Source organism: Actinophytocola sp. NPDC049390 (genome assembly GCF_044466355.1).
Classification (GTDB): Bacteria; Actinomycetota; Actinomycetes; order Mycobacteriales; family Pseudonocardiaceae; genus Actinophytocola.
The window spans coordinates 152,378-170,783 of the sequence record NZ_JBITMQ010000016.1; the positions used below are offsets into that span (position 1 = coordinate 152,378).

Genomic DNA, 18,406 nt, shown 5'->3' on the forward strand with positions numbered 1-18,406 from the left:
GTGAGCGGATGCAGACAACGCAGCACGGCGAATACCGCCCGGTTCCGTACCGTCCGCGGCGGCTGCCCGTCGAGGAGTCGGCGCGCACGTCCTCCTGGTTGCGTGACCGGATGGCGCAACGGCGGACGGTTCGGGAGTTCTCGTCGACGCCGCTCGACGAGCGGCTGGTCACCAACGCGATCTCGGTCGCGGCGACGGCACCGTCCGGGGCCCACCAACAGCCGTGGACCTTCGTTCTGGTGACCGATCCCGGTGTGCGTGCCAGGATCCGTGAGGCCGCCGAGGCGGAGGAGCGGAAGTCTTACGCCGGTCGCCTGGGCGAGGAATGGCTTGCCGCGCTCGGGCCCCTGGGAACCGACGAGCACAAACCGCATCTGACCGACGCGCCTTGTCTCATCGTGGTGTTCGCCCAGCGTTACTTTCTCGACGAGCGGACCGGCGACAAGCACAAGCACTACTACGTCGACGAGTCGGTCGGGATCGCCGTGGGCATGCTGCTCACCGCCCTGCACCTCGCCGGACTCGCCGCGTTGGTCCACACGCCGAGTCCGATGCGTTTCCTCGGCGACGTTCTGGGACGGCCGCGTAACGAGAAGGCGTTCGCGGTCATCCCGGTCGGCTACCCGGCTGACGACGCGATGGTGCCCGACCTCGTGCGCAAGCCGCTCGACGAGGTCCTGGTTCGGGTGTGACCACAGTTTCTCGGCGACACTGAGGTCACAGATGCCGCTGGCCCCGGTTCGGCGGGCGCGGGTCAGCGCGCGTGTCTGTGCGGCGCCATCGGGCCGGGGTCGGTGGCGACGAGGCGGCCGTCCCGGTGCCTGGCCAGCAGGTCGCGGATCCAGGCGCAGAGCCGGTCGACCGTCTCGGGTTGCTTGCGGGACAGTGCGAGCACCGGGCCTTGTTCGCGTGCCCGGGTCGCGTCGGCCACCATCTGGTCGACGTCGACCTCGACATAGGGGCCCAGGTCGATCTTGTTGATCACCAGCAGGTCGGCTCGGGCGATCCCGGGCCCGCCCTTGCGGGCGACGTCGCCGCCGCCCGCGACGTCCAGCACGAAGATCTGGGCGTCGACGAGGCCGGGCGAGAAGGTGGCGGTGAGGTTGTCGCCGCCGCTCTCCACCAGCACGAGGTCCAGCGGCGCGAACTCGGCCTCGACGTCCTCCACGGCCATCAGGTTCATGGTGATGTCGTCGCGGATGGCGGTGTGCGGGCAGGCTCCGGTCTCCACGGCGCGGATGCGCTCCTCGGGGAGGACACCGGCCGAGCGCAGGAACCGGGCGTCCTCGTCGGTGTAGATGTCGTTGGTGATGACGGCGATGCCGAGTTCGGTGGCCATCTCGCGGCACACGGTCGCGATCAGGGAGCTCTTGCCGGTCCCGACCGGCCCTGCGACGCCCAGCCGCAACGCCCGGGTGTGGTGGTGGTCAGTCGTGCTCATCTCGCCTCCTGGTCGGGGTGGGGCGTGGGGTCCAGGGCCGGTCGAGCAGGGCGGTCGCTCGGTCGAGTTGTCCGCGCAGGCCGATGCTGTCGGCGGAGAGCCCCTGCGCCAGCGCGGCTCCGTCGCAGGCCAGCGGGAAGAGGGCGCCGTCCTCACCCAGCAGGGTGGTCTCCACGGGTGGCAGGGCCGGCTCGACCACGAGCAGGGAGCCGACCGCCCGGTGCGCTCCCACGACCACGGGTGATCTGCCGGGCTCCGCGCCGAGGCGGAGGTCCTGGCGGTGTACCGGCCGTCCGTCGCGGTGGACCCGCACCAGTTGGCGGAACCGCCCGCTGGCCTCGCCGTGCCGGCCGAGCAGCACCTCCTCGCGCATCAGCAGCCGCGAGTCGGGTGCGAGGTCGACGGCGACGTCGGTCACGTGGTGGCAGCCCCTGGCCGCGATCACCGGCTCCGGGAGCCAGACCAGCGTGGCGCCCTCCTCGACGCACACCCTGATCCGCAGCAGCGACCGCGCCCCGTCGGCGCCGGGCAGGAGCAGGGTGGCCGACACCTCGTCGAGCACGAGGGTGGTGCCCGCGCCGACGTGCACCGTCAGAGCCAGGTCGTCGCCACCGACCGGTCCGGCGGCCGCGGCCGTCAGGCTCACCCTGGCCGGCTCGGCGCCGTCGACCGCCGACGGACCGGTGCGCCGCGGGATGGTGGGGCGCAGCGTCAGGGGCGCCTGGGAACGCAGTGCGGCGAGCTCCGTTCGTGCCCGGCCCGCCCCGTCGACGGCGCGTCGCGTGCGCAGGTGGGCGCGGGCGCGCATCCGCGTGGCGGACGTGGTCCCTGGTTCGACGGTGGCGGTCACGAGGCGAACAGCCTGGTCCGTCGGGAGCGGTGGCGCTCGGCGTTGACGTCCAGCAGCGGCGACGCGCACGCGGGGAGGTCGTCGATGGCGCCGGAACCGTCGACCGCCTCGGCGGTCAGGTCGTCGAGACGGCGGCGAAGCTGGCCGCCGAGCGGCGGGATCGCGGGCTGAAGCTCAACCTCCCCGAGGCGACGGCCCTGCTCACCTCCTACCTCCTCGAGGGCGCGCGGGACGGTCGCACCGTGGCGGACCTGATGGAGGACGGCCGGCACGTCCTGGCCCGCGACGACGTGATGGAAGGCGTGCCGGAGATGCTGGCCCAGCTGCAGGTCGAGGCGACCTTCCCCGACGGAACCAAGCTGGTCACCCTGACGGGACCGATCTCGTGAGCACGCGTGGCGAGCACCCCAGCGACGACCCGGGCGTGCGGGGGCAGCACCCGGACGACTCGGCCGAGCGGCACCCCCACAGTGGCGCCGGCACGTCCAGCCCGCCGCGCCGTCCTGGCACCGGCGGTCGCCAGGCCGAGCGCAGGCCGTTGCCCGAGGGCGCCGCTGTCGAGCAGGTGCCGATGGTGCCGGGCCAGATCCTCTACGGCACGGACCCCGTGGTGATCAACGAGGGCGCCGACGCGGTCACGCTCCGGGTCGAGAACGGCGCGGACCGGCCGATCCAGGTGGGCTCGCACTACCACTTCGCGGAGGTCAACCCCGCGCTGCGGTTCGACCGGAAGGCGGCGTGGGGACGGCGCCTCAACGTCCTTTCCGGCGGGTCGGTGCGGTTCGAGCCGGGTGCGGTGGAAGAGGTCGAGCTGATCCCGATCAGGGGGCGCCGGATCGTGGCGGGGCTGCGCGGCGAGTGCGGGGGTGAGCTCGATGGCTGAGATCGACCGCAGGGAGTACGACGCCTCGTTCGGCCCGACCACCGGGGACCGGATCCGGCTGGCCGACACGAACCTGTTCATCGAGGTGACCGAGGACCACTGCGTCGGCGGCGACGAGGCCGTCTTCGGTGGGGGGAAGTCGATCCGGGAGTCGATGGGGCAGTCGATGGCATCTCGGGCCGACGGCACTCCCGACCTGGTCATCACCGGGGCGGTGATCCTCGACCACTGGGGCGTCGTCAAGGCGGACGTCGGCGTCCGCGACGGACGGATCTGTGGCATCGGCAAGGCAGGCAACCCCGAAACCATGGACGGGGTCGACCCCGCTCTGGTGATCGGGCCGTCCACCGAGATCGCGGCGGGCAACGGCATGATCCTCACCGCCGGGACGATCGACACGCACGTGCACTTCGTCGACCCGGCCGCCGTCACCGAAGCACTGTGCGCCGGCACCACCACCCTCGCGGGCGGCGGCACCGGGCCCACGGAGGGATCGAAGGCGACGCTGGCCACCCCCGGCCCGTGGTGGACCGCGCGGATGCTGGAGTCGATGGAACCCTGGCCGGTCAACGTGCTGCTCCTCGCCCGGGGCAACACCGTGTCCCGCGACGCCCTGTGGGAGCAGCTCCGCGGTGGCGCGGGCGGCTTCAAGGTGCACGAGGACTGGGGCGCGACGCCCGCGGTCGTCGACGCCGCGTTGAGCGTGGCCGAGGAGTCCGGCGTGCAGGTGGCGATCCACAGCGACACCCTCAACGAGGCCGGGTTCGTCGAGGATCTGCTGGCCGCGGTGAAGGGGCGGACGTTCCACGCCTTCCACACCGAGGGCGCGGGCGGCGGGCACGCGCCGGACATCATCCGGATCGCGGGGGAGCCCTACGTCCTGCCCGCCTCGACCAACCCGACGCGCCCGTTCACGCACAACACCATCGACGAGCACCTGGACATGGTGATGGTCGCCCATCACCTGAACCCGCAGGTCCCCAACGACCTCGCCTTCGCGGAGAGCCGGGTACGCGCGGGCACGATCGCGGCGGAGGACGTCCTCCACGACATCGGCGCACTGTCGATCATGTCCTCCGACGCCCAGGCGATGGGACGGATCGGCGAGGTGGTCATCCGGACCTGGCAGACCGCGCACCGGATGAAGGAGCTGCGTGGCTCTCTGCCGGGCGACGACCGGGCCGACAACCACCGCGCCCGCCGCTACGTGGCCAAGTACACGATCTGCCCGGCGGTCGCCCACGGCCTGGAGACCGAGATCGGCTCGGTCGAGGTCGGCAAACGCGCCGACCTGGTGCTGTGGCAGCCGGCCCTGTTCGGGATCCGTCCGTCGCTGGTGCTCAAGGGCGGTATGGCCGCGGTCGCGGCGCTCGGGGACCCCAACGCCTCGGTGCCCACGCCTCAGCCGGTGCTGCCGCGCCCGGGCTTCACCGTGAACAGCCCTTCGGCGTCGAGCACGAGCGTCGCGTTCGTGTCCCAGGCCGCCCTGGACGACGGCCTGGCCGACCGGCTCGACGTGAGACGACAGCTCGTGGCCGTCGGCAACGTCCGCGGTCGCACCAAGGCCGACCTCCCGGAGAACACCGCCCTTCCGCACATCGTCGTCGACCCGGACACCTACAGCGTCACGGTCGACGGCGAGGTGATCGAGCACGAGCCTGCGACAGAACTGCCGATGGCGCAGCGCTACTTCCTGTTCTGAGGCGCTGGAAACAGCGCCGGTTCACCACCGGTGCGTGGTTCCGTGTTCGATGTTGTAGTACATGCCGATGTGGGTGTAGAAGTTCATCGCGCCGAAGAGCAGGAACACCACACCACCAACGATCCAGGCCCACGCCGCCCAGCGCAGCAGCCGGGGCCGGTCGGTCAACAGCGCGACCGCGAAGAGCAGAGCGCCGAGGGCGACGACGCCCCACAGACCACCGAGGAACAGCGCCTCGAGGAGGGGCAGGTGGCCGAAGCGGCCACTGATCGGCTCCTCCGGCGGCGCGGCGCCGAGCTGGAAGCGGACGAACGTGACGGCCAGCACCGCCATGGCCAGGCCCAGCGCGCCGACGAAGATGCCGACCGGCTTCAACGCGGCCAGAGCGGTCGCGTTGGCCTCGTCGGGGTCACCGGCGAAGAGCGCCCGCTGCCGCCACAGGTACACGGCGGCGAAGAGGAGCAGCGCGCCGAACCCTGCCGCCGGCTGACCGAACGCGATGTTGGCGTACTCGAAGCCGCCGCCGCCGAACGGCCAGGTCACCGTGGTGTGCAGGCCCAGCACCAGTAGCAGGAGGCCGGTGACCCCGAAGAACGCGGCCCAGCCCTCGCTGTTGATCGGTGTGCGCCGAATCAGGTGCATGAGGAACCACGCGACGCCCAGCAGTCCCGCACCGGCCGTGACAGCCACCAACTCGTTGTAGACGATCATGCCGCCCACCTTCCGCCTGTTGCCGGAGTCGTCTCCGACCAATAGTTGAATCTTCAACTATTAGCAACGCGGGTGGCGCCGGATCCATTCCCGTACCCACCGGTGCTCGTCACGTGAGCCGTGCGGCGGTGGACACCCGTCAGGACAGGAGGTGGGCGAGCTCGTCGTACATCCGCGTGCACGCCGGGGTCTGCTGGGCGGCCGCGTCGAGCTCCTCGTTGTCCTCGACGATGTCGAGGCCGTACAGGTGGTTGCCGCCGTTGGCCGCGATGTGCAGGACGAGCTTGGCGTCGCCGTCCCGGCCGGCCTGGCTCAGCTCGCCGACGGTCCTTCGTTCGTCCTCGGTGTTCTCCGCGATGTCGGTGAACGTCGTGACCATGTCCCGGTGCACCTGCCTGGCCCCGTCGGAGATGTCCGGCGGCCCCAGTTCGGTCAGGTTGTCGGCGGCCTCCTCGGTCGCGGCCTGCTGGACGTCGAGGAACTCGAGGTAGCGCTTGGTGACGGCGTCCGGCGCCATCGTCGCCAGCTCCTCGTCGGTCGGCGCGGTCCGGAACGCCTCGGTGAACCCCGTGCACACGGCGCTCACCCACTCGGTCGCCGCTACCTTGTCGCTCGTCGGCGTGGTCGTGACCGTGGTCGTGACCGGAATGCCGGCGACCCCGTCGCCGCCACACGCCGTCAGGACCGTCGCGGCGGCCACCGCCATGACCGAGATCCACTGGAACCGCATTCTTGGTCACCTCTCGCTCATCCGGGCCGCCCTTCGCGGCCCGCCGTCGACAGGTAGGACCCGGGCGGTGCCCGGGAGGTTGGGGTGAGCTTTCCGGTTCGCCGAGTACGGTCCACGTCACAACCGGGAGAGGATCGCGGCGATACGCCTGCGTCCGTCGGCGCAGTACCGTTTCGCCGCTCCGAGCGTGATGTTCATCCGCAGCGCCGTCTCCCGTTCGCTGCGGTCCTCGATGTGCCGCAACGCCACCGCCTCCCGCTCGCGCGGGGTGAGCACCGCGAGCGCGAGGCCGACGGTGATCTCGTCGGCCACCCGCTCGTCGACCGGCTTGGCCGGGGCGTGCATCGTGTCCTCGAACTGCGCGGGGTCGCCGCCGTCGCGGTGCGCCCGGTCCCGGGAGTTGCTGGCGCCGCGACGGTTGGCCTCGTTGTTGACCGCGGCGCGGACGTAGCCGACGAGCGCGTCCGGCACGTCGAGGTCCGGGTTGGCCTTCAGCACCCTGGCGAACGACTCGTGCACCACGTCCTCCGCGTCCTGCCGGTTGCCGAGTTTGTGGATGGAGTAGCGCAGGAAGGCGTCGTAGTGGTCGAGATAGACGTCGGCGAGCCTGCGGCGCAGTTCGTGGTCGACCGGCCGCGCCACCCGACGACGCCTGGGCGGCGCCGGCGCTGCGTGCCCCAGCCGGAAGTCGTCTGTGCCAACACCGTTCTCCACACCTTCGTCCACTGTGCTCCTCGCGCCGCGGCGGACCGTAGCCACGGTGGACGGCGGGTGGGGAGGTGTTTCGGCTGTGGCCGAAACACCTCCTGTGTGGTCACGTGAGGTGGGACGGCGTGTCGACGCCGTGACCGTGGTCGGGCTCGACGACCGCGACGGGGCAGTGTGCGCCGTGGATCACCGCGTGGCTGACCGATCCCAACAGCTTCCCGTGGAAGGCGCCGCGGCCGCGGGTCCCGACCACGACCAGTTCGGCGACCGCCGAGGCGTCGACGAGGGCTCGTTCGGCCGGTCCGTGCTCGACCACGGTGACGACGTCCAGCTGTGGGTGTGTCCGCTGGTCGGGGAACGGACTTGACGACGATCACGGGACAGGGAGCGCGTGCGGCGACCGCGAACGCCACCGAGCCGAGCAGGGGGCCCAGGACGCGGCCATGGCCTCGGGTACCGATCACCAGCAGACCGGCCCCTCCTGGATAGTTCGCGGCGTACACCACCAGCAGTCGCCCGAGGTGCCCGAGGTACCGCTCGGAGTCCACCGCTCACCTCTTCCTGTCCACCACAGATCAGCCTGCCGCGGAGTCGGTGCCGCCAGTGTCGGAAGTACTGTCGGCCGCGCCGTCGCGGCGATGAGCGGCGCGGGCGATCGCGTGGCTGGTCACCGGAGAGGTGAGCGCGACGAACACGATCGCGAGGGCGGCGAAGGTGATGATCCTGGCGTTCTCGGTCGCGACGGAGGACGCCAGGATCGCGATCACCCCCGGCACGGTGGCCAGGCCCTGGGCGTGTAGCTGGCTGTAGGTGTCGCGTAGTCGCAGGATGCCGACGAGACTGATCGTGAGCAGCACCAGGCCGAGCAGGAGCAGCACGCCACCGAGCACGTCGAGCAGGATCGACATCATCCGAACGGACCTCCGGAACCGAGGTAACGGGCCGCGGCGACGGTGGCGACGAAGGACAGCAGCGCGAGAGCCACCGCGGCGTCGAAGTAGTACGCCTGCCCCCGCAGGTAGCTCAGCAGCGCCAGCAGCGCGACGACGATCACCGCCAGCAGGTCGAGCGCGACGACCCGCTGGAGCACGTCGCGGGCACGCACCAGCGCCAGGCCGCCTCCCACGAGCAGCAGCGTCACCCAGAACAGGGCCGGAACGACGATGTAGGCAGGCACGGCGATCAGGGGAAGACCGGGCGCTGGCGCCGCTGGTAGGAGTCGAGTTGTTCGGCGACCACGGCCTCGGGGTCGCGGGCGTCGAGCACGTGCAGCAGCATCCGGCCGCGCTCCTCGTCGAGGTCGACGACGACGGTGTCCGGCACGAACCCGACCCGGATGCCCCACGCCGCGGCGGAGGTGGGGCCGGTGCGGGGGATCGGAACCTCGACCAGGCCGCCGTCGGCGAGACCCCGGCCGATGAGGCAGGCGGCGGTCTGCCACGTGCCACGTGCCAGGTCCACCAGGGTTCCGCCGACCAACGCGGGCACGCCGGCGAGCCTGCGCAGCAGCGGCGCGGGTGGCGGTGGCCCGAGCGGGCTGATTCGCCGGCCCGCGGCGACGAGCAGTGTCGCCACGACGACTCCGGTGAGGACGTCCCCGGGATGCAGGCTCGTCAGCACCAGCAGGTAGACCGCGGTGAGCACGACGACGCGGAGCAACAGGGCAATCATGGTCAACCTCCCATCTGTTCGTTCGGGGTCATTCGGGGCCGCCGGCCATCAGGGCGTCGACGGCGTGGCCGCTGAGCACGAGCAGCGGCTCCGGCCACAGCCCGGCGGCGACCACCAGCAGTGCCAGCGCAGCCGTGAGCAGCCGTTGCGGTAGCGGGCTCGCCGTGGTGGCCGTCAGCGGGTCCGTGCGCCAGAAACGATGTTGGTAAACCTGGAACATGTAGACCAGCGAGAGCGCGCTGCCGGCCACCAGCAGCACCACGAGCGCGGTACTGCCCGCGACGACGCCGGTGCGGAACAACTCCAGCTTGCCGACGAAACCCACCGCGGGCGGCACCCCGGCCACGCTGAACGCCCCGGCCGCGAACGCGGCCGCGATCAGTGGGCCCCGCACTCCAGAGGCCAGGAACAGCAACGCCTTGTTCAGCGAGTTGATCACGCTGTAGAGCACCGCGGCCACCAGGCCGACCGGGCCGCCCACACCCAGCGCGACCAGCACGTACCCGACCTGTCCGATCGCGGAGTAGGCCAGCATCTCGGCGGTGTCGCCTCGGGCGACGGCCAGCACCCCGCCGTAGACGATCGACACGGCGCCGAGGATGACGAGCGTGACGCCGGCGAGCCGCAGTTGCTCGGGGAACAGGCCGACGCCGAAACGCAGTAGGCCGTAGGCGCCGATGTTCGCCACGGCTCCGCTGAGGATGGCCGCGACGGCGGGCCGGGCGCCCGCGTAGACGGTGGGCAGCCAGAAGTGGAAGGGGAACAGGCCGAGCTTGACGCTGAACGCGATGAAGAACCCAGCCGAGATCAGGACGGCGGCGTTGGGGTTGACATCAGGCATGCGCGCGGCCACCTGCTCCATCGCCAGCGTCCCGGTGACCCGGTAGACGCCGGCGACCGACAGCAGGAAGATGAACGAGCCCAGCAGGTTCACCGCGGTGAACACCAGCGCGGCCCGCAGCTGGCGCCGTTTGCCTCCGTAGGCCGACAACGCATACGCGGCGGTCATCGCCAGCTCGAAGAAGACGTAGAAGGAGAACACGTCGGCGGTGACGAACAGGCCGGTCAACCCCGCGGCGAGCAGCACGACCAGACAGGGGAAGGTGCGTGACCGCACCCCGCCGATCGCCTCGTGAACGGCCGCGGCCAGCAGCACCAGGACCGACAGCAACCCGAAGGCGACGCCGAGGGCGTCAGCCCGCAACACGATGCCCACCCCGGCGGGCCAGCCCCCGGTGACGACCTCCCTGCCGCCCCCGGCGAACACGTCGGCGGCGAGCGCGCCGAGCACGGCGAGGTCGACCGCGAGCACCCCCACGGCCAGCCACGACACCACGCGCCGACGTCCGTCCAGCCCGACCAGCAGGACGCCGGCGACCCAGGGCACGAGCAGCGATGTCGACAGCACCATCAGCCGGCCCGCTCGTTCTCGACCGGCCGCTCGCCGTCCAGGTCGTCCTCCGCGCCGGCCTCGACCTCTTCGCGGTCGGCCCGCCGCTCCGGTTCCAGTCCGGCCTCGTGCTCGGTCTCGGTCGCGGCCAGCTCGTCCTGCTCGGCGGTCCGGAAGACCACGATGGCCCGGTGCACCAGGGCGAGCAGCAACGCCACGGTGGCCAGCCCGATCACCAGCGCGGTCAACGCCAGCGCCTGCGGCAGCGGGTCGCTCACCTCGTCGCCCGGGGACACGGCGATCGCCGCCTGCCCGCGGCTCAGGCTCGCGGCGAGGAGCGTGACGACGGCACACTGGGAGATCAGCATGATGCCCGCGACCATCCGGATCAGGTCCCGTTTCTGCAGCAGGTAGGCGCCCGCGCCGAACAGGACGGCCGCGGCCAGCGCGAACGCGAGGATCACCGGGTTCCCTCCTTGCGCGGACGGCCGAGCTGGTGCAGCAGTACCGTCAGGACGCCGACGACCAGCAGGAAGACCCCGATGTCGAACAGCAGCGGAGTGAACAGTTCGAGCGCGCCGATCTTGACGACGTGCTCTCCCCGGCCGGGGTGGTGGGTCACGGGCGGCTCGCCGAACGCGAGTGGGACGAACCCGCTGGCGAGCGCGAGGAGCACGCCGCCGATCGCGAGAGCGGGCGCGTGACGCAGCATCGGCAAGGCCGCCTCGGCGCCGTCGGCACCCAGCGCGACGTAGATCAACGCGACAGCCAGCGCGACGATCACGCCGGCGGCGAACCCGTCGCCCACCTCGGCGTACCCCTTGACGATCAGACCGGCCGCGACCATCACGCTCGGCCCGGGCAACAGCCGGGCGACCACGCGGACCACAGCGCTGGGCGTCCCACCTTCGTCTCCGGTCCTCACCACAGCCTCCGTCGCATCAGGGTGGCCACGCCGATCACCGCGACCAGCAGCACCGTGATCTCGACCAGCGTGTCCAGGCCGCGGAAGTCGGCGACGATCACGGTGACGACGTCTCCGCCGTGCGCGGCCGGTGTGAGCCGGATGTGTTCGGCGGACACGCTGTCGGGAGCGGGCTGGGACAGGAACCCCCACACGGCGACGAAGACCGCCAGCCCGGCGACGCACCCGGCGAGCGCGTCGCGCCGGCGCCGGCGGCGGGCGGGAACGGTCGTGTCCGGTCCTGGCTCTTCGTGCGGCATCCTGGCCAGGGCCGCGACGAAGACCAGCGTCAGCATGGTCTCCACCACGACGGCCACCAGAGCGACGTCCGGGGCGCCGACCAGTGCGTACACCGCGGCCAGCGCGAACCCGACCACCGAGAGGGCGAGTGCCACGACGAGCCGGACCCGAGCCCTGGCGATCACCACGGTCGCGACGACGGTCAGCGCCAACAGCGGCAGGATCAGCCAGTCGGCCCCGACGATCGCGCCGACCACGTAGGCGCCGGCCGTCGGGGTGGCCGCGAACGCGAGACCGATCAACACGCCGGCCGGGACCAGCACCGCCGCGATGCTGGTGCGCAGGTCCCGCACCTCCCGGTCGTGCAGTGCGGCCGCGAGACGGTCCAGTGCGTGCAGCGCCGCCTCGTAGATCCGCTTCGGCCCCCATCGCTCTCCCGCCACGGCCAGGACCCGCGACATCCGGTCCGCCGCTCGCGGCAGGGCCAGCAGCAGTGCGCCCAGCACCCAGGCGGCGACGGCCATCAGGTTCTCCGGCCGGGCATCGAAGTGGTAGCCCGGGGAAACCGTCACCGGTCCGCCGTTCGACACGGCGGCGGCGTCCTCGGCCAGCCGCGCGAAAGGACCGACGACCAGCCCGCCGAACACCGCGACCGCGGCCAGGATCACGACCGGAGCGACGAGCAGGCCGGGTGTCGCCCCCACGTGCCCGCGCTCGGGCCCGAGGAACAGCCGTATCCAGAAGCGTCCGATGTAGGCGAACGTCAGGACCGCGGCGAGGACGGCCAGCACCGCGGTCGGCGGGCCGTGCTCCAGTGCGGCGGTGAACAGCAACTCGTCCTTGAAGAACCCGATCGACAGCGGCAGTGCGGCCAGTGACGCCGTCGCGACCCCGGCCGCCACCGCGAGCACCGGCATCCGGCGTCCCAGGCCACCCAACCGGGACAACCGGTCCTCGCCGGTGGCCGTCGTCGCCGCTCCCGCGGTCATGAACAGTGCGCTCTTGGCGACGCCGTGGGCCAGCACGTAGAAGGCCGCCGCACCGTTCGCCGCGGCTCCGCCCATCCCGTACAGCATGACCATGTAGCCGTACTGCGAGATCGTGGAGTAGGCGAGCACCTGCTTGAGCACGTCCCGCCGCAGCGCGAGCACCCCACCCACCACGATGGACAGTGCCCCGACGACCAGCAGCCCGTCCAGCACGGCCGCACTGCGCGACAGCAACGGGTGCACCCGCCCGATCAGCAGCACACCGGCCGCGACCATCGCCGCCGAATGCAGGTAGGCCGACACCGGGGTCGGCGCCGCCATCGCTCTCGGCAGCCAGAAGTGCAGGGGGACCTGAGCGCTCTTGGCCAACGCGGCCACCGCCACCAACGCGCCCGCGACCGTCGTGGTCGTCGACGGGCCGGCCCGCGCCAGCAACTCGGGGATCGAGAACGTCCCGTGCGCCGCGTAGAGCAGCACCGCGCCGACCAGCAGCGCCACCGCGGCGACCACCGTGATCAACAATGCCATCAGTGCAGCGGTCCGCGCCTCACGCTCGGCCCGGTCGAAGCCGATGAGGAAGTACGAGCACACCGCCGTCAGGTCGAAGAACACGAACACCAGAACGAGGTCCTGCGCGGTGGCCAGCCCCACCATCGCCACCGCGAACAGCGTCATCCACGGCCAGAACCGCCACCGTTCCACCGCGGACCGGCGCTGGTGCTCCAGGTGCAGACTCAGATAGCGGGTGCCGTACGCGAAGACCAGGGCCCCCACACCGGTCGCCAGCAAGCCGTAGAGCGCGCCGAGACCGTCGAGCGCGAAACTCAGTCGTAAGTCCACAGTGGGCGCCCACGGCACCGAGAACCCGCCGCCGCCCGCCAACCAGCCGAGCAGGCACAGCGCGAACCCCACCATCGCCGCCGCGCATGCCGTCCATCCCGGCCAGTCCGTCGCCGACCTGCGGCGAGGTGCGCCCTCCTCCGGGGCTGCCGCACCGACGCGGGCGTCCGCCATGGGCAACTCCTCGTGCAGGCAGCAGACGGGTCCTCAACGTACGTGATCCCGACGGAGCTCGCAGAGGTCGCGAGCGACCGTCGGGCCGATGTCTCACGTCACGGTCTGGCGCGGTTCGCGGGCTTACCCGGCAGGGACCGGACTGGCCTTCGCATCGGGCTGGGTCGGTGCGGTGGGGACCGCTGTGACCTCCGTCTGTCGAGCGGCGCCGGGGCGCGCGGCCCGGTCGAGGAAGCGGAGCAGTTCGACCGGGATGGGAAGAATGAGTGTCGAGTTCTTCTCCGCGGCGACGGCCACGACGGTTTCGAGCAGCCGCAGTTGGAGGGCGGCGGGTGACTCACCCATGACGGTGGCGGCTTGCGCGAGCGCTTCCGAGGCCTGCAGTTCGCCCTCCGCCGTGATGACACGCGCTCGCCGTTGTCGCTCCGCCTCGGCCTGACGCGACATCGACCGTTTCATCGACTCCGGCAGCATGACGTCCTTGATCTCGACACGGTCGATCTGGATTCCCCAGCCCAGGGCCGGGCTGTCGATCATCAGTTCCAGCCCGTGGTTGAGCTGTTCCCGGTTGGACAGGAGGTCGTCCAGGTTGCTCTTGCCGATGATCGAACGCAACGACGTCTGCGCCACCTGGCCGACAGCCAGTTTGTAGTCCTCGACGTCCACGATCGCGCGTACCGGGTCGATCACCTTGAAATAGACCACGGCGTCCACCTGAACCGAGACGTTGTCCCGCGTGATGCCGTCCTGTGTGGGCACGGGCATCGTCACGATCTGCATGTTGACCTTCCGCAGGCGGTCCACGACGGGTGCGACGATCGCAAGGCCCGGCCCGCGCACCGCCGGACGCACCCGTCCGAACCGGAAGACCACACCGCGTTCGTACTGGGTGACCACGTGAACACACGATGCGGCCACGAGGAACGCGAGAATCGCGATCCCGCCGATCGCATACGCCGTACCCATTTCTCCTCCGATTCCGAGAACCCACCATGCGGGCCATCCGCCGTCCTGAAGGGGCGGCGGGCATCAGTTGCGGGGGCGCTTGCCCAGGAACGTCCCCCTGGACCAGCCCGGGCGGAGCGCCACCCGGGACGTGCGGCGGAGCCGGCGCTGCTCCTCGACCGTGCTCCTGGCGGGCCGGACACGGTCGGCCGGAGCTTGGCCACCCCGGTCGACGTCCGGTGCGGCCGCCACCGGAACGGGTGACCGGCGTGCGACGGCGTGCGGGTCCACCGCGTCGGCGACGGTCGAACGGGCCGGCAACGGCGTGACGAGCACCGGGACGTCGGTCAGACCGACAAGGCCGACCGCGGACCGTGCCCGGAGAAACGCACGTGAGCGGCCACGTCGGCGCGCGCCGACAACGATCATGAGCGCGTTCTCGGACTCCGCGATCGCGGCCAGGCGCTCGGCGACATCGCCGGTCGCCCCGCGTGCCTGGGCGTCGGAGCCCGGAACCTCGTCGGCGATGATCGCCACGGCGGTCCGTTCAGCCGTCTCGGCTCCGTCGGCCGACCGGTCACGCACGTGCACGGCGACCAGCCGCGCCGACATCCGTTCGGCCAGCACGGCCGCGACACGCAACGCCGAGCGTGCACCCGGCGAACCGTCAATTCCGCAGATGACCGTTTTCACGGTGCGGTCCTCCATTTCTCCAACTCCCGGTCGGTTCCGGCCCGCTACTTCCGTGCGGGGTTCGTGATGTGACTTGCCAAACCCAGGACAACCGCGGCGGCGGTGGCGAGCACGGCGGCGCCGTACGCCCCGACGATGACGAAGGCAACTGCCAGCAATACGCCCCACGCGGCGAATTCGCCGTACGTCAGATGACGCGGGGTAGCCGCCCGTGCGCCCTTGCCGGCACGAAATGACCGCTCGCTGAGCATGACAAATCCTCCGTGTGAAGTCGTGACCGCAAGAAAGTGGTCTGCCAATTGATCGAGGAGCGCCGTAAATCCCGCACCGTTGCCGAATCGCGCGATCACCTTCTACTGTGCTGAGACCGCAACCGTGGCGCTTGTCGGTTTTCGACAGCAGAGAACGCGTGAACTGTCGTGAACCCACAGGTGGTGGTCCCTTTGGGTGTTATGACGAAATCGAGGTCGGATCCGACCAACGTGCCCCGTAGTCGATAGCAGAAAGTGATATTCACATCACGCACCGTTCCGGCGGCCTGGTGTGGCCAGGCGCCCGGCGCGGCGTCGGCGGGGCGGGGCCGACCGCGATGCGGCTCGGCGGTCCGAGGCGCTTGGCGGCATGGGTTGAGCTGAATGGCTGTCGTACGTTCACACGACATCGTGATCGGCGTCCTTGGGCTACGGTGTCCGTGTTCTCTGTCGCCCGCGCGGCGTACCTCCCTTTGGTAACCAGGTGGCCACCGGTTCGGCGCCTGTCGTGCACTGTCCATTTCGGACTCCGGTCACGTTTGCGCGGCCAGTTGTCCATTCGCGACTGTGGCTCACTGTCGCGTGCTATAAAACGCCCAAGGTGGGCAAGTCATGGCAAATAGGACTAGTGGGTGCTAGACCGAAAGGAGGTAACCATTGGAATCGACGGACCGCGGCGGTGTGCTCGACGTATTGTGTGACCTCCTTGCCGAATGCGAGGGCGGCGCAGGCGGTCTCGCGTTGGTCAGCGGTGGACTGGCCAGCGGCAAGACCGACCTCCTTCGTCACTTCCAGTGCGCCGCGGCGGCCGGGGACGCGTTGTTGCTGGGCGCGGCCGGGTCGCGGGCGGAGCGGACGTTGCAGGCAGGGGTCATCGATCAGCTCTTCCACGGCGCGGGACTGCCGCCCGACGCGGCCGACCGGGTGGCGCGGCTGATCACGTCGGGGGCGTTCGGACCGGACGGGCACGGGCAGGACGTGTGCACCATCCAGCAGGCCAGTGCGCGGGTCGTGCACGAGATCACCGGGGTCGTGCTCGAACTGTCCCGCGAGCGGTCCGTCGTGGTGTGTGTCGACGACGTGCAGTTCGCGGACAGTTCGTCCTTGCAGTTCCTGCTCTACCTGTGCAGGCGGATCGCGTCGGCCCGGGTGCTCGTCGTCCTCACCGAGTGGGAGCAGCCACAGATCACCCTCCCGCAGTTCCACGCCGAGATCAGCCGCAGGCCACATCGCAGGCTCCGGCTGGTCCCGCTCACCGAACCCGCCGTGGCCGACCTCGTCGCGAGCTGGACCGACCCGGCCACCGCCGCCGTGCTCGCCCCCGTCTGGGTCGAGGCGACCGGCGGCAACCCGATGCTGGTCGACGCGATGGCCAAGGACCTGGCGAAGGGGATCGCCGCCGACGCGGAGAACGCCGGTCCGGCGTTCTGCAGGGCCGTGGTGGAGGCCGTGCACCGGTGGGAACCGCACCTGCTCGACGTCGCCAGGGCGATCGCCGCCCTCGGACACGGCCAGGACACTCGCGTGGTCGGCAGGCTGGCCAGGACCACCCCGCAGACCGCGGAGCACACCGTCGAGGTGCTCACCGCCGCCGGGTTGCTGGTCGACGGCCGGTTCCGGCACCCGGCCGCCGCGGCCGCCGTCCTGGAGGGCGCGCCCGGTCCCGAGCGGTCCCGCCTGCACCGCGACGCCGCGGAACTGCTCTACCGGCGCGGTGCCGAGCCCGCCGTCGTGGCCCGGCACCTGGTCGCCGCCGACCGAGTGCCTGAGGGCTGGTCGGTACGGCTGTTGCGGATCGCGGCCGAGCAGGCGCTGGTGGACGACGCGACCGCGGACGCGGTGCGCTACCTGGAGCTGGCGCTCACCGCCGCCGAGGACGAGCAGCGACTCGCCATCACGAAGGTGCTGGTCCGGGCGCTGTGGCGGGTGAACCCCGCCGCGGTGGGCGCGCACGTCGCGCCGTTGCGTGAGGCGATGTTCGCGGGCCTGCTGCGCAACCAGGACGCGGTCATCCTGATCCGGCAGGCGTTGTGGCACGGCGACGAGGCCACCGTGGTCCGCGCCGTGGACGTGGTCAAGTCCGTGCCCGGCATGCTCGACGCCCAGTCGCTCGCCGAACTGCAGATCATCTGCCGCTGGTTCCCCGGGATCGGCCGCGCCGCCGAGCTCGCCGAGGCGGTTCCGGCGGGCGACGAGGACCCGTGGGTCGCCGCCGCCCGCGCACTGGACACCTTCTGGACAGCGCGGTTCGGCCGGTCGGGCCGTGGACGGGCCCTCGCCGCCGCCGAGCACATCCTGCGCAGCAGCCGTCCCAGCGACACCGCTCCCGAGGTCGTCACCACGGCGTTGCTGGTGCTCGCGCTCGGCGACGAGCCCGAACTGGCCGCCGAGTGGTGCGGCCGGCTCATCGCGGAGGCCACCGAAGCGGGTGTGCTCACCTGGCGAGCCGTCCTCGAGGTCGTCGGCGCCGACATCGCGTTGCGGCGCGGCGACGTCCACGCCGCCGTCGATGGCGCGGAGAGAGCGCTGCGCCTGCTGCCGCACCAGAGCTGGGGCGTGTCGGTCGGGTATCCGCTCTCGGTGCTGCTCATGGCCAACGTCGCGCTGGGCAGGCACGCGGTGCTGGACGACCTCATGCGTGCGCGGGTCCCCGACGGCACGTACGCCACGGTCTTCGGACTCCGGTACCTGCGCGCCCGTGGGCACGCCAACCTGGCGGCCGACCGGGTGCTCGCCGCGATCAGCGAGTTCCAGGCCTGCGGCGCGCGGATGCGGTCGTGGGGCGTCGACCTGCCCGTGCTCGCACCGTGGCGGAGCGACCTCGCCGAGGCCAACCTGCGGCTCGGCAGGCCGGACACCGCGCGGGAGCTGCTGGCCGAGCAGACGGCGCTGGCCGACGGGCGGCACGACCGGGAAGCCGCCCACGACATCGACTGGGCACCGTCCGAGATGGACGGTTGCCCCGGGGAGCCCCCGCTCCTGTCCGACTCCGAGCGCCGGGTCGCCGAGCTGGCCGCGACGGGTGCCACGAACCGGGAGATCAGCAGGCGCCTGCACATCACGGTCAGCACCGTCGAGCAGCACCTGACCCGCGTCTACCGGAAGCTCAACCTGAAGAGCCGTGCCGACCTCCCGCACGCGCTCGGCGCGGGGGTTCTGCCCGTCCAAGCCGGACAGGGCCCCCAGCACTGACACTCCCGTCGACCCACCAGAAAGAGCACCCG

The 18,406-nt window shown here is 71.3% G+C and carries 21 protein-coding genes and 1 pseudogene; 5 read left to right on the top strand and 17 right to left on the bottom strand.

Translation table 11 applies throughout. The annotated features are described in order from the left end of the window. Positions 1-8: 8 nt before the first annotated feature. Entirely contained in the window at positions 9-692 is a 684-nt protein-coding gene (locus ACIBVP_RS36540; protein ID WP_396111045.1) for a nitroreductase family protein, read from the top strand. A 62-nt stretch (positions 693-754) separates the two neighbouring features. On the opposite strand, the gene ureG is transcribed toward ACIBVP_RS36540, so the two are convergent. Together ureG and ACIBVP_RS36550 are read right to left on the bottom strand one after the other, a co-directional pair. Continuing rightward, positions 755-1,441 (bottom strand): urease accessory protein UreG, encoded by a 687-nt coding sequence (gene ureG / locus ACIBVP_RS36545; protein WP_396111046.1) that lies wholly within the window; start codon positions 1,439-1,441, stop codon positions 755-757. Then, positions 1,428-2,291: an urease accessory protein UreD gene (locus tag ACIBVP_RS36550; protein ID WP_396111047.1), complete on the bottom strand. Its 864-nt coding sequence runs from the start codon at positions 2,289-2,291 to the stop codon at positions 1,428-1,430. Before ACIBVP_RS36550 ends, ureG begins: the two co-directional genes overlap by 14 nt. A 29-nt stretch (positions 2,292-2,320) precedes the next feature. Here ACIBVP_RS36550 and ACIBVP_RS36555 point away from each other — a divergent pair, with 29 nt between their 5' ends. The 3 genes from ACIBVP_RS36555 to ACIBVP_RS36565 all read left to right on the top strand — a co-directional run bounded on the left by ACIBVP_RS36555 (position 2,321) and on the right by ACIBVP_RS36565 (position 4,876). After that, complete coding sequence (locus ACIBVP_RS36555) at positions 2,321-2,680, top strand: urease subunit gamma (RefSeq protein ID WP_396111048.1); 360 nt, start codon at positions 2,321-2,323, stop codon at positions 2,678-2,680. 182 nt (positions 2,681-2,862) lie between these two features. Continuing rightward, positions 2,863-3,174, top strand: a complete 312-nt coding sequence (locus ACIBVP_RS36560; RefSeq protein WP_396111125.1) for an urease subunit beta — start codon at positions 2,863-2,865, stop codon at positions 3,172-3,174. Beyond that, entirely contained in the window at positions 3,167-4,876 is a 1,710-nt protein-coding gene (locus tag ACIBVP_RS36565) for an urease subunit alpha (protein ID WP_396111049.1), read from the top strand. Before ACIBVP_RS36560 ends, ACIBVP_RS36565 begins: the two co-directional genes overlap by 8 nt. A 21-nt stretch (positions 4,877-4,897) precedes the next feature. Here the strand turns inward: ACIBVP_RS36565 and ACIBVP_RS36570 are convergent, their stop codons facing one another. The 15 genes and pseudogenes from ACIBVP_RS36570 to ACIBVP_RS36640 form a co-directional block, all read right to left on the bottom strand. After that, a complete protein-coding gene (locus ACIBVP_RS36570; RefSeq protein WP_396111050.1) occupies positions 4,898-5,587 on the bottom strand; it encodes a DUF981 family protein in 690 nt (229 codons plus the stop codon). A 139-nt stretch (positions 5,588-5,726) separates the two neighbouring features. Next, on the bottom strand, positions 5,727-6,317 hold the full coding sequence (locus ACIBVP_RS36575) for a hypothetical protein (protein WP_396111051.1): 591 nt from the start codon (positions 6,315-6,317) through the stop codon (positions 5,727-5,729). A 117-nt stretch (positions 6,318-6,434) separates the two neighbouring features. Further along, positions 6,435-6,959 carry an RNA polymerase sigma factor gene (locus ACIBVP_RS36580; RefSeq protein ID WP_396111052.1) on the bottom strand — a complete coding sequence of 175 codons (525 nt, stop codon included), beginning with the start codon at positions 6,957-6,959 and terminating at the stop codon, positions 6,435-6,437. A gap of 172 nt (positions 6,960-7,131) precedes the next feature. Next, positions 7,132-7,356, bottom strand: coding sequence for a universal stress protein (locus ACIBVP_RS36585; protein ID WP_396111126.1), 225 nt, complete (start codon positions 7,354-7,356; stop codon positions 7,132-7,134). Between the two features lie 43 nt (positions 7,357-7,399). Beyond that, a pseudogene (locus tag ACIBVP_RS36590) lies at positions 7,400-7,573 on the bottom strand (universal stress protein); the annotation flags it as partial. Positions 7,574-7,600: 27 nt separating this feature from the next. Beyond that, on the bottom strand, positions 7,601-7,936 hold the full coding sequence (locus ACIBVP_RS36595; RefSeq protein WP_396111053.1) for a cation:proton antiporter: 336 nt from the start codon (positions 7,934-7,936) through the stop codon (positions 7,601-7,603). Then, a complete protein-coding gene (locus ACIBVP_RS36600) occupies positions 7,933-8,202 on the bottom strand; it encodes a monovalent cation/H+ antiporter complex subunit F (protein ID WP_396111054.1) in 270 nt (89 codons plus the stop codon). Before ACIBVP_RS36600 ends, ACIBVP_RS36595 begins: the two co-directional genes overlap by 4 nt. A 5-nt stretch (positions 8,203-8,207) precedes the next feature. Further along, the gene (locus ACIBVP_RS36605; RefSeq protein WP_396111055.1) at positions 8,208-8,696 is read right to left on the bottom strand and encodes a Na+/H+ antiporter subunit E; all 489 of its coding nucleotides are present in this window, start codon (positions 8,694-8,696) and stop codon (positions 8,208-8,210) included. A gap of 28 nt (positions 8,697-8,724) precedes the next feature. Beyond that, complete coding sequence (locus tag ACIBVP_RS36610; protein ID WP_396111056.1) at positions 8,725-10,107, bottom strand: complex I subunit 5 family protein; 1,383 nt, start codon at positions 10,105-10,107, stop codon at positions 8,725-8,727. After that, positions 10,107-10,550, bottom strand: a complete 444-nt coding sequence (locus ACIBVP_RS36615; protein ID WP_396111057.1) for an NADH-quinone oxidoreductase subunit K — start codon at positions 10,548-10,550, stop codon at positions 10,107-10,109. The genes ACIBVP_RS36610 and ACIBVP_RS36615 overlap by 1 nt, the downstream gene beginning before the upstream one ends. Beyond that, on the bottom strand, positions 10,547-11,011 hold the full coding sequence (locus tag ACIBVP_RS36620; RefSeq protein WP_396111058.1) for an MnhB domain-containing protein: 465 nt from the start codon (positions 11,009-11,011) through the stop codon (positions 10,547-10,549). Before ACIBVP_RS36620 ends, ACIBVP_RS36615 begins: the two co-directional genes overlap by 4 nt. Further along, positions 11,008-13,293 carry a hydrogen gas-evolving membrane-bound hydrogenase subunit E gene (gene mbhE / locus ACIBVP_RS36625; RefSeq protein ID WP_396111059.1) on the bottom strand — a complete coding sequence of 762 codons (2,286 nt, stop codon included), beginning with the start codon at positions 13,291-13,293 and terminating at the stop codon, positions 11,008-11,010. The genes ACIBVP_RS36620 and mbhE overlap by 4 nt, the downstream gene beginning before the upstream one ends. 123 nt (positions 13,294-13,416) lie before the next feature. Beyond that, positions 13,417-14,259, bottom strand: a complete 843-nt coding sequence (locus ACIBVP_RS36630) for a slipin family protein (protein ID WP_396111060.1) — start codon at positions 14,257-14,259, stop codon at positions 13,417-13,419. Between the two features lie 63 nt (positions 14,260-14,322). Continuing rightward, positions 14,323-14,931, bottom strand: a complete 609-nt coding sequence (locus tag ACIBVP_RS36635; protein ID WP_396111061.1) for a universal stress protein — start codon at positions 14,929-14,931, stop codon at positions 14,323-14,325. 44 nt (positions 14,932-14,975) lie between these two features. Further along, the gene (locus ACIBVP_RS36640; protein WP_396111062.1) at positions 14,976-15,281 is read right to left on the bottom strand and encodes a hypothetical protein; all 306 of its coding nucleotides are present in this window, start codon (positions 15,279-15,281) and stop codon (positions 14,976-14,978) included. Positions 15,282-15,839: 558 nt separating this feature from the next. Here ACIBVP_RS36640 and ACIBVP_RS36645 point away from each other — a divergent pair. Next, the gene (locus ACIBVP_RS36645; protein WP_396111063.1) at positions 15,840-18,374 is read left to right on the top strand and encodes a LuxR C-terminal-related transcriptional regulator; all 2,535 of its coding nucleotides are present in this window, start codon (positions 15,840-15,842) and stop codon (positions 18,372-18,374) included. The last annotated feature ends 32 nt before the right edge of the window (positions 18,375-18,406 follow it).